Origin of the sequence: Caballeronia sp. LZ029, assembly GCF_031451275.1 — a bacterium.
GTDB lineage: Bacteria > Pseudomonadota > Gammaproteobacteria > Burkholderiales > Burkholderiaceae > Caballeronia > Caballeronia jiangsuensis.
In genome coordinates, this window is sequence record NZ_JARUXO010000001.1 from 1,542,831 (window position 1) to 1,550,827 (window position 7,997).

General features: G+C 61.6%; 8 protein-coding genes. 3 read left to right on the forward strand and 5 right to left on the reverse strand.

All coding sequences use genetic code 11. The features are described from left to right. The coding region (locus tag QCE73_RS07340) for a Phenylacetic acid catabolic protein (protein ID WP_309880452.1) at positions 1-291 on the reverse strand (291 nt) is incomplete at its 3' end. A gap of 318 nt (positions 292-609) precedes the next feature. Continuing rightward, positions 610-924, reverse strand: a complete 315-nt coding sequence (locus tag QCE73_RS07345) for a DUF4148 domain-containing protein (protein WP_309880453.1) — start codon at positions 922-924, stop codon at positions 610-612. A 403-nt stretch (positions 925-1,327) separates the two neighbouring features. On the opposite strand from QCE73_RS07345, the gene QCE73_RS07350 reads away from it, so the two are divergent. Both QCE73_RS07350 and QCE73_RS07355 read left to right on the forward strand, forming a co-directional pair. Next, positions 1,328-1,654 carry a DUF4148 domain-containing protein gene (locus tag QCE73_RS07350; RefSeq protein WP_309880455.1) on the forward strand — a complete coding sequence of 109 codons (327 nt, stop codon included), beginning with the start codon at positions 1,328-1,330 and terminating at the stop codon, positions 1,652-1,654. A 607-nt stretch (positions 1,655-2,261) separates the two neighbouring features. Then, complete coding sequence (locus QCE73_RS07355) at positions 2,262-3,629, forward strand: aromatic acid/H+ symport family MFS transporter (protein ID WP_309880457.1); 1,368 nt, start codon at positions 2,262-2,264, stop codon at positions 3,627-3,629. 46 nt (positions 3,630-3,675) lie between these two features. On the opposite strand, the gene QCE73_RS07360 is transcribed toward QCE73_RS07355, so the two are convergent. The 3 genes from QCE73_RS07360 to QCE73_RS07370 all read right to left on the reverse strand — a co-directional run bounded on the left by QCE73_RS07360 (position 3,676) and on the right by QCE73_RS07370 (position 6,855). Then, the gene (locus QCE73_RS07360) at positions 3,676-4,602 is read right to left on the reverse strand and encodes a LysR family transcriptional regulator (protein WP_309880459.1); all 927 of its coding nucleotides are present in this window, start codon (positions 4,600-4,602) and stop codon (positions 3,676-3,678) included. Positions 4,603-4,669: 67 nt separating this feature from the next. Beyond that, on the reverse strand, positions 4,670-5,794 hold the full coding sequence (locus QCE73_RS07365; RefSeq protein ID WP_309880461.1) for a hypothetical protein: 1,125 nt from the start codon (positions 5,792-5,794) through the stop codon (positions 4,670-4,672). A 716-nt stretch (positions 5,795-6,510) separates the two neighbouring features. After that, positions 6,511-6,855, reverse strand: a complete 345-nt coding sequence (locus QCE73_RS07370; protein ID WP_309880462.1) for a hypothetical protein — start codon at positions 6,853-6,855, stop codon at positions 6,511-6,513. Between the two features lie 161 nt (positions 6,856-7,016). On the opposite strand from QCE73_RS07370, the gene QCE73_RS07375 reads away from it, so the two are divergent. Continuing rightward, positions 7,017-7,775 carry an SDR family oxidoreductase gene (locus tag QCE73_RS07375; protein WP_309881935.1) on the forward strand — a complete coding sequence of 253 codons (759 nt, stop codon included), beginning with the start codon at positions 7,017-7,019 and terminating at the stop codon, positions 7,773-7,775. Positions 7,776-7,997: the final 222 nt, after the last annotated feature.

The window sequence follows — 7,997 nt, forward strand, 5'->3', positions numbered from 1 at the left end:
GTGGCCGCCTTCGTCCTGCACTTTCGCGAGCAGAATCGCCTTGCGCTTGAGGCTCGGCGCGCGGCTGATCCAGTTGCCCTCGGGCTGCATGCCGATGATTTCCGAGTGCGCATGCTGCGAAATCTGCCGCACCAGCGTCTTGCGATAGGCCTCGGGCATCCAGTCCTGCGGCTCGATCTTGCCGTCGGCCTGCATCACCGCGTCGAAGCGGGTTTGGTCGGGGGATGAGGCGGACGGGTCCGCGTCAGTGGCCTGCGTGGGGCTCGGGAGGTCGAGGGATTGGGTGTACATGCGGGGCTCCGCCGTCTTTTTTGAGATGCGATGGAGCGAGTATAACTATTAACCGACCGGACGGTTGATTAATTTTGCATGCAACTAATCCGACATGAATAGCATCGCGTTAACCCGAAATTACCCCTCTCACGAATGATTTGATCGCACGCAAAAAAGCCCAGCCGTAAAAACGGACTGGCAAAACCACCGGTTAGCCGGCGGCGGAGGTTGATTCACGTTCGCGCATGCCGCGCCGCGAAGCGCATTTCGAATTTCGTATGCAATCGACCAGAACGTGGCATCGCAGATGCCGATCGTCGAACATCTTGGACTGCTTTATTGCCCGAAGAATACACCCTGCGGATCGACGCGCTTGCTCGCACGGCCCGACTGGGACGCTGCGCCCGTCGACGATCCATACCCTTCCGCCTGCGCCTGAGCGACGCGCACATCGGCGACGCGCGTTTCGGCTACCTGAAGTCTTGCCGGGTAAGACGCATCTTCCGCCATAGGCGAATAACCGGCCTTCTGGAGCTGGACGAGTTCCCCGCGGACGTCGGCGCGACTCACAGGCGCGCTCGATTGTGCGAAGGCCGTAAGCGGTGCGGACAGGACGGTGGCTGCGAGGACTGCATTGACCCATGATTTCATGATCGGCTCTCTCTATTGTTCGATGAAGCCCGGCGCGCTCGAAGTCTGGAGACATGCCAGGCGGACGACCGAAGTGTAGGTGCACAGCCATCGATGATCATTCACCGGTACAAAGAAGCATCTTTACGAAACTCGTAAAGAACGGGCGAACTATCGCGATGCCGATAATGCAGTGCAAGGTCGATACGGCGCGAGCAGAGACCCTTGAACCTGTCTTCGACGCCATTGCACAGACACTTCCACGCAATGCAACAATGCTTCGACGCAATTATTCCTATATCGACAAAGATCATTCAACGGAAACGAGAATGATCTTCAGAGGGCTCGTCTTTACACTCCGTTCACAAGCTGCTTAACACGAAACGAGCAGCACGATCAGATATCCGAATCGGAGGTAGTCAACATGAAGACGTTCATTTCCGCAGTCGCAGTCGCCGCTGCTCTCGCCGTTCCTGCACTTTCGTTTGCGCAGCAGGCCGATACGCCAGTCACGCGCGCTCAGGTGCGCGCCGAGCTCGTTCAACTCGAAAAGGCCGGCTATAACCCGAATATCAGCGACCCGTCGTATCCGTCGAACATTCAGGCAGCGCAAGCCCGCGTGAGCGCCGAGCAACTCGCTCAGGCGCCGGTCCAATCGAGCGACTATGGTTCGGTCGCCAATGGCTCGTCGCAGTCGGGCCGCACGACCGGTACGCAACCGCGTGCGCTCGGCGCCTACTTCGGCCAGTAAGCAGACAGCATCGCCGACCGATTTCGGTTGGCGATCTTGCAAGAGGGCGACATCAGTGCGATGTCGCCCTCTTGCGTTTTGCATGCGAAATGCTTTGTGCACGATGGCATTTTGCATTCGGCATGTTTGATACCGCGCGGCGGCAGCCGATCGTCGCATCGAGTCCGCCTCGCGTCATAACCTGACTGTCTTCCGCGCCCGCAATACCAGACGGGCCACAGCCCCTTCAGCGGCGATCGATTCTTCCGCCCGCAACAACAACCTAAAGCCTCCCCTAAAGCGGATTTCTCGAGAAGTACCTTCATCGCTCTCACCCGCCGCCCGAATCCGTGAAAAGGCCGTCCATCGCGTCATAAAAGCAAATTCGACCGCGGCCATTCAGCCCGTCGATAACCCATATCGCCGCGTGGTTCGCGCCGCGTATCGACGCCATCGATAAGGTCTATCGATGCGGCTTTATGGACACCGCGCACACGATGTCTATGATCCGCAGGACAGATGCGGCCCGATGCAGGCCGCCTCACCGCAAGCGAAAAAGCCGCGAAGCCTCGACGCGCAAAACATCGCTTCACACGGCCTCGCAAAACAGAGATACAAGGAGACAGTCTTGAGCTCAGCCATCGCCTTGCGCGTCGATCAATTCATCGATACGCGCGCCCTCTCTTCCTTTCAGAAACGCATCCTGTTGCTGTGCTTCCTGATCGTAGCCATCGATGGCTTCGATACCGCATCTATCGGCTTTATCGGGCCGGCCTTGCGCGAGCAATGGCATCTCACCGCCGCATCGCTCGCTCCGCTCTTCGGCGCGGGACTCTTCGGTCTGATGGCGGGCGCGCTCGTGTTCGGCCCGCTTGCGGATCGCTTCGGCCGCAAGGCGGTGCTCGTCGGATCGGTCGGCGTGTTCGGCGCGGCGAGCCTCGTATCGTGTTTTGCGCCGGATCTCGCGTGGCTCATCGCTTTGCGCTTCATCACGGGCCTCGGGCTCGGCGGCGCGATGCCCAATGCGATCACACTCACGTCCGAGTATTGTCCGAGCGAGCGGCGCTCCGGCCTCGTCACGCTGATGTTCTGCGGCTTCACGGTCGGCTCCGCACTCGGTGGTCTCGTCAGCGGGCAGTTGCTCGCGCAAGTGGGATGGCGCGGCATTCTCGCCATCGGCGGCGCCGCGCCGCTGCTGCTCTTGCCCGTTCTCATCCTCGCATTGCCCGAATCGATGCGCTTTCTGCTCGTTGCGAAGCGCGGGCCCGCCGCGCGCAACGACGAACGCATCGAGCATATCGCGCGAAGCATCGATCCTTCGCTGCCCGTCGGTACGCGCTTTCGGGCAGGCGAAGCGCCGATGAAGTCATCGGTGCGCGCGCTGTTCGCGCCGGACGTGCTCGCGGGCACGCTCCTCTTGTGGGCGACGTTCTTCATGAGCCTGCTGATCGTCTATCTGCTGTCGAGCTGGATGCCCACGCTTCTGTCGAGCAATGGCCTGTCGCTGAAGCAGGCGTCGTTCATGAGCGCGACCTTCCAGATCGGCGGCACGGCGGGCGCGATCCTGCTTGGCCGGCTCATGGATCGCCGCGAGCCGCATCGCGTGCTGTCGTCGGCATATCTGGTCGCGGCGGGCTTCATCGTGATGTGTGCGTTCGCGAGCGGATCGGTGCCGATGATCGTCGTTGCGATCTTCGGCATCGGCGTGTGCGTGAGCGGCGGACAGGTCGGCGGCAATGCGCTCGCCGCAGGCTTCTATCCGACCGGCAGCCGCGCGACGGGTGTCGCGTGGGCGAACGCGGTAGGCCGCAGCGGATCGGTGACGGGTTCGCTTCTCGGCGGCGTGATGCTCGGCCAGCAGTTCGACTTTCGCACCATCTTCCTGCTGCTCACGGTGCCGAGCGTGATCGCGGCGATCTCACTCGCGATGCTGGCGCGCGAGCGCCGCCGTCAACGTTTCGACGCCGCTTCGACTGCGATGACCGTGGCTGAATGATGCATCAAGCATATTGAATGCAAAGCGCCGGAAAAGCATTTTGCATTCATTGCCCTTCGCCGCGTTCATGCGATTCCAGAAATAATTCCGTCAGCACCGTACGCAGCCAGCGATGGGCGGCATCGTGATGAAAGCGCTCGTGCCAGTGCTGCTTCACTTGATACGTCGGCACGTCGAAAGGCAGTTCGAACAGGCGGATGCCTGCTTCACCGGCGATCGGTTCCGCGAGTCTGAGCGGCACCGTCGCGAGCAGATCCGTGCGCGCGATGATGTTGGCGAGGCCCAGATAGTTCGGCAGTTCCAGCACCGCGTGACGCTCGACGCCAAGCTGCCGCAACGTGCGGTCGACGACCGAATGCCCGGTGCCCGAAGGCGTCACGACGATATGCCCTTCGGCGAGAAATGCATCGAGCGTGGGCGCATCGGTGGCATTCTGAATGCGCGGATGATGCGCCGCCACCATGCCGACGAAATGCTGCGTGAAGAGCTTCTGCTGATAGAAACCCGCTTCGAGTTGCGGCATGAAACCGACCGCGAGTTCGGCCTCGCCCGATTCCAGCAACTGTGGCGTCGTGTCGTCGATATGCAGCACGCGGATGCGCACACCCGGCGCAATCGCACGCAGCCGCTTGAGCAACGTCGGCAGGAGCACGATCTGGCTGATGTCGGTCATCGCGATGCGAAACACCTGCTTCGCGGTCTCGGGATCGAAACACTTGCGATGCTTCGAAAGCGCGTCGAACGAAGCGAGCAACGTGACCGTGCGCTGATGCAGATCACTGGCAAACTGCGTCGGCTCCATCCCGGCCGACGAGCGCACGAAAAGCGGGTCCTGATAATGATCGCGCAGCTTCGCGAGATTGAATGAGACCGTGGGCTGCGACAGCCCGAGATTCGCCGCGGCCTGGGAGACGCTGCGCGTCGCGTGGATTTCGGCGAACACCTGGAGCAGCCTGATGTCGATGTCGGTCATCGGATCATTGTAGTCACGGCCCTTCATGCACGAAAGCGCGAGGAAGGACCATGACGGACCCGACAGACTAGTTCGCCGGAATCGTGACAACCGGCGACTTCGTGGTGTCAGTGACCTCCGCGAGCGCCATCAGGTTCTGCACGACCGTAAACGCGTATTTCGAATCGAAGTCGCCGCGATCGATCCAGTAATGCGACTCGTCGTAGAGCACGCTCACATAAGCGTCCCGCGGCACCTTCTCGCCCACCTTCACGACGATGGTCGGCCGCGTCTCCCCACCGATCAGCCCGATGCCCGGCTTGGTCGCGCCGCTGCCCACTTGCGCATCGGGAACCGCGATCTGCGCGCCGAGATCGGTAAGGATGCCAAGCACCGAGCGCGTGACCATCGGAATGCGGTTCTGATCCGACGATTGGCCATAGATGATTTCGTAAGTCTTCATTTTCGGTGAGAGGTGCAAAAGCCTTCTAACGAGCGTTAGATCGTCGACCACTTCCTTGTTCGACCCGCTGCGCGTCGCGCCGAGCGTGATGAACACGCCGCCCTTGTCGGCGCTGTTGCCCTTCGCGCTCTTGTCGGTCTTGCCGCTCTTGCCGGCCTTGTCGTCATCCGTGTTGCGCGTTTCGATGTTGAGTTCGCCCGCCAGTTGCAGCCTGCGCAGTGCCTGTAGCAACAAGAAGAACTCCGGTGATCCCGATGCGTTCGGCCCGCCCAGCGCGTTGCCATTCTGCAAGCCGCTGATCGACTGCGCGGTGATGCGCAGCAACAGATCGATCGGAATGCCGCTTTCCGCGAGCGGCATCACGAGCGTCGGCGAAAGTGGACGGATGTAGGCGCTCGCGTAGGCATCGCCGGTGGTTGGCGTGAATGTGAAGGTCGGATGATTGGAGTACGAGACGCTGCCCGTCGCCTGCGCGTAGTTCGGTTGCGCGCCCGAGCCGGCATTGAGCACGACGCCGCCCGTGGTATCGAACGTATACGCGGCGATGATGCTGCTCACGGTGAGAAACGACGGCGCGTCGGCGAAGCGCAAACCGACAATCGCTGCAAGAATTTCTCGCTTCTTCGCATCGCCGAGCGCCCGGGCGTAATCCACCTGATCGGCCTTGAGGCGGCCCGGGCCGATGCCCGCGCAGCCTGCTGCGAGAATGGAGACGGAGAGTATGGCAATCGATAGGGCTTTCCTTGGCATGGGTCTGTATGAAGGTGATGGGGAGGATCGTCGGCGCGCGGCCGCGGAACATCCGGGCCACCGCCGCAAATTTCATACCTTTGAGCGCAAATGAACAGCCGGGACCGGCGCGAACGGTCTCATCCGGCGCGTTGCACGCCGGTTTATCGAGAGTGCCGCGACCCGACGTGCTTCGGTCAGGCCGCAAGCAAGATCAGCCTACGAAGCGCCGTGTTGCTGCGCTTTCGACTGAGCGTGGCTTTCCTGCGAAGGCCCCCGAGCGATGTGACGGTTCGCTTCCTTATGCTGCGCGACGAGCTCATCAAGCCGGTCCTGCGCGAAGCGCGGACCGTCATCGCGTGCGAAAGCAGGTGCGGCAAGCGTCGCTGCCGCAAGGACGATGACTGTAGCGAAAGGCGTTCTTTTCATGATTCACCCCGCGGTTGAATGCGGCATGCCCCGATCGCCGCCGCTCGACTAGCATCGCACAATGGCGTAAAAGGTGCGCGGCGCGCGCTCGCGGCGTGTTCGGCCGTTTTTTGCAGGCAGTATGCAAAATGCAATGTGCGTGGCGGGCACCGCGCTGGATGGAACAATCGACGCGAATTCGGCGCTTGTCCCCAAATCAATTCAGGAATCCAAATAACATACCGGATTGGATGTGTCTCACGTTAATCACGGGGAATGCGTCGGTTTTCTAAGACGGCTACGCAGTCGTCGAGCGTGCGACCCGCCAGCTAGCTCTCGTCGAGCTCGAACTCAACGCTCGGATAGTCCTGTAACCGCCCACTCACCTCCGCTTCGCGCTCGCTCGTGAAAAGACCGTCGAGATAATCGAACGACAGCTTGCCGACGAGCGCCTTCAACGCAAGTTCCGCGCTGCGCTTCGGCTCCGTGGCGATATCGCCCGAATCCATGCACGCGCAGAACTCGCCATTTCTGGAATCCATCGCGCCGATGTCGATCACCTTGCCATCGACGTTCTGTGCAAGCACGCGCTGCTCCACAGCGAAAAGCCTGAACGGCCGTTCGAAGCTCGCGGGCGACTCGGGATTGCCGTCCCTGCTTTCACCATTGACCATGATGCGGTTCTCCGGTCCGTGTATCGATGGAAGCGAAGCAGCAAGGGCCGAGCCCGCCGTCTTTGCATTGCAGCATCGAGACGCCTTTCTGCGTGCGCCGCGCCGTCCTACATTGAACCATTGGGCACGCAATCAAAGGAGCAGTCACCGTGAACGGAACCATGAGCGGCAAGATCGCGGTCATCACCGGCGCGAGCCGCGGACTCGGGCGCAACGCCGCATTGCAACTCGCGCATCAAGGCTGCGGCGTGATCGGCACCTACAACCGCAATGCGGACGCTGCGCGATCGCTCGTCGACGAAATCGCGAAAGCCGGCGGCAAGGCGGCCGTGCTGGAACTCGACGTCGCCCGTTGCGACACGTTCGCTGCCTTCGGGGACGCGCTCTGCAAGACGCTCGAAAACACGTTCGAGCGTGAGAACTTCGATTTTCTCGTGAATAACGCGGGCATCGGCATCCATGCGCTCTTCGCGGAAACGACGCCCGCGCAGTTCGACGAACTCGTCAACATCCAGTTGAAGGGACCGTTCTTTCTGACGCAGACCCTCCTGCCCTATCTCCATGAGGAAGGCGCGATCCTGAACGTGTCGAGCGGACTCACGCGTTTCGCGTTACCGGGCTTTGCGGCGTATGCCGCGATGAAAGGCGGGATCGAGGTTCTCACGCGCTATCTCGCGAAGGAACTCGGGCCGCACGGCATCACGGTGAACACCATCGCGCCGGGGGCGATCGAGACGGACTTCGGCGGCGGCGTCGTGCGTGACGATCACGACACCAATCGGTTCATCGCGGACAACACGGCGCTCGGGCGCGTTGGCTTGCCGGACGACATCGGCGGCGCAATCGTGGCGATGCTCTCGGACGGCAATCGCTGGATGACGGCGCAGCGCGTCGAGGTGTCCGGGGGAATGTTCATCTGAGGCAACGATTGCGCCGCGCAAAAAAAACCCGGACGCACGAGGCGTCCGGGTTTTGCATACAACATGCGTAATGCCTAATGCATCACGCAGTGAAGCGTCGCTTAGAAGCGGTGGATGATGCCCACGCCCGCTGCGAACATGCTGCGCGATGCCGACGGTGCGCCCTGGAAGCCATCGCCGATCGTCGCGATCGCTGCGCCCTGGCGCGGGGTCGTCGCCGCG

Bases quoted from the DNA above. Each gene is read 5' to 3' on its own strand.
- QCE73_RS07345 (WP_309880453.1), bottom strand. From the start codon at position 924: ATGAAATCATGGGTCAATGCAGTCCTCGCAGCCACCGTCCTGTCCGCA.
- QCE73_RS07350 (WP_309880455.1), top strand. From the start codon at position 1,328: ATGAAGACGTTCATTTCCGCAGTCGCAGTCGCCGCTGCTCTCGCCGTT.
- QCE73_RS07360 (WP_309880459.1), bottom strand. From the start codon at position 4,602: ATGACCGACATCGACATCAGGCTGCTCCAGGTGTTCGCCGAAATCCAC.
- QCE73_RS07365 (WP_309880461.1), bottom strand. From the start codon at position 5,794: ATGCCAAGGAAAGCCCTATCGATTGCCATACTCTCCGTCTCCATTCTC.
- QCE73_RS07370 (WP_309880462.1), bottom strand. From the start codon at position 6,855: ATGGTCAATGGTGAAAGCAGGGACGGCAATCCCGAGTCGCCCGCGAGC.
- QCE73_RS07375 (WP_309881935.1), top strand. From the start codon at position 7,017: ATGAGCGGCAAGATCGCGGTCATCACCGGCGCGAGCCGCGGACTCGGG.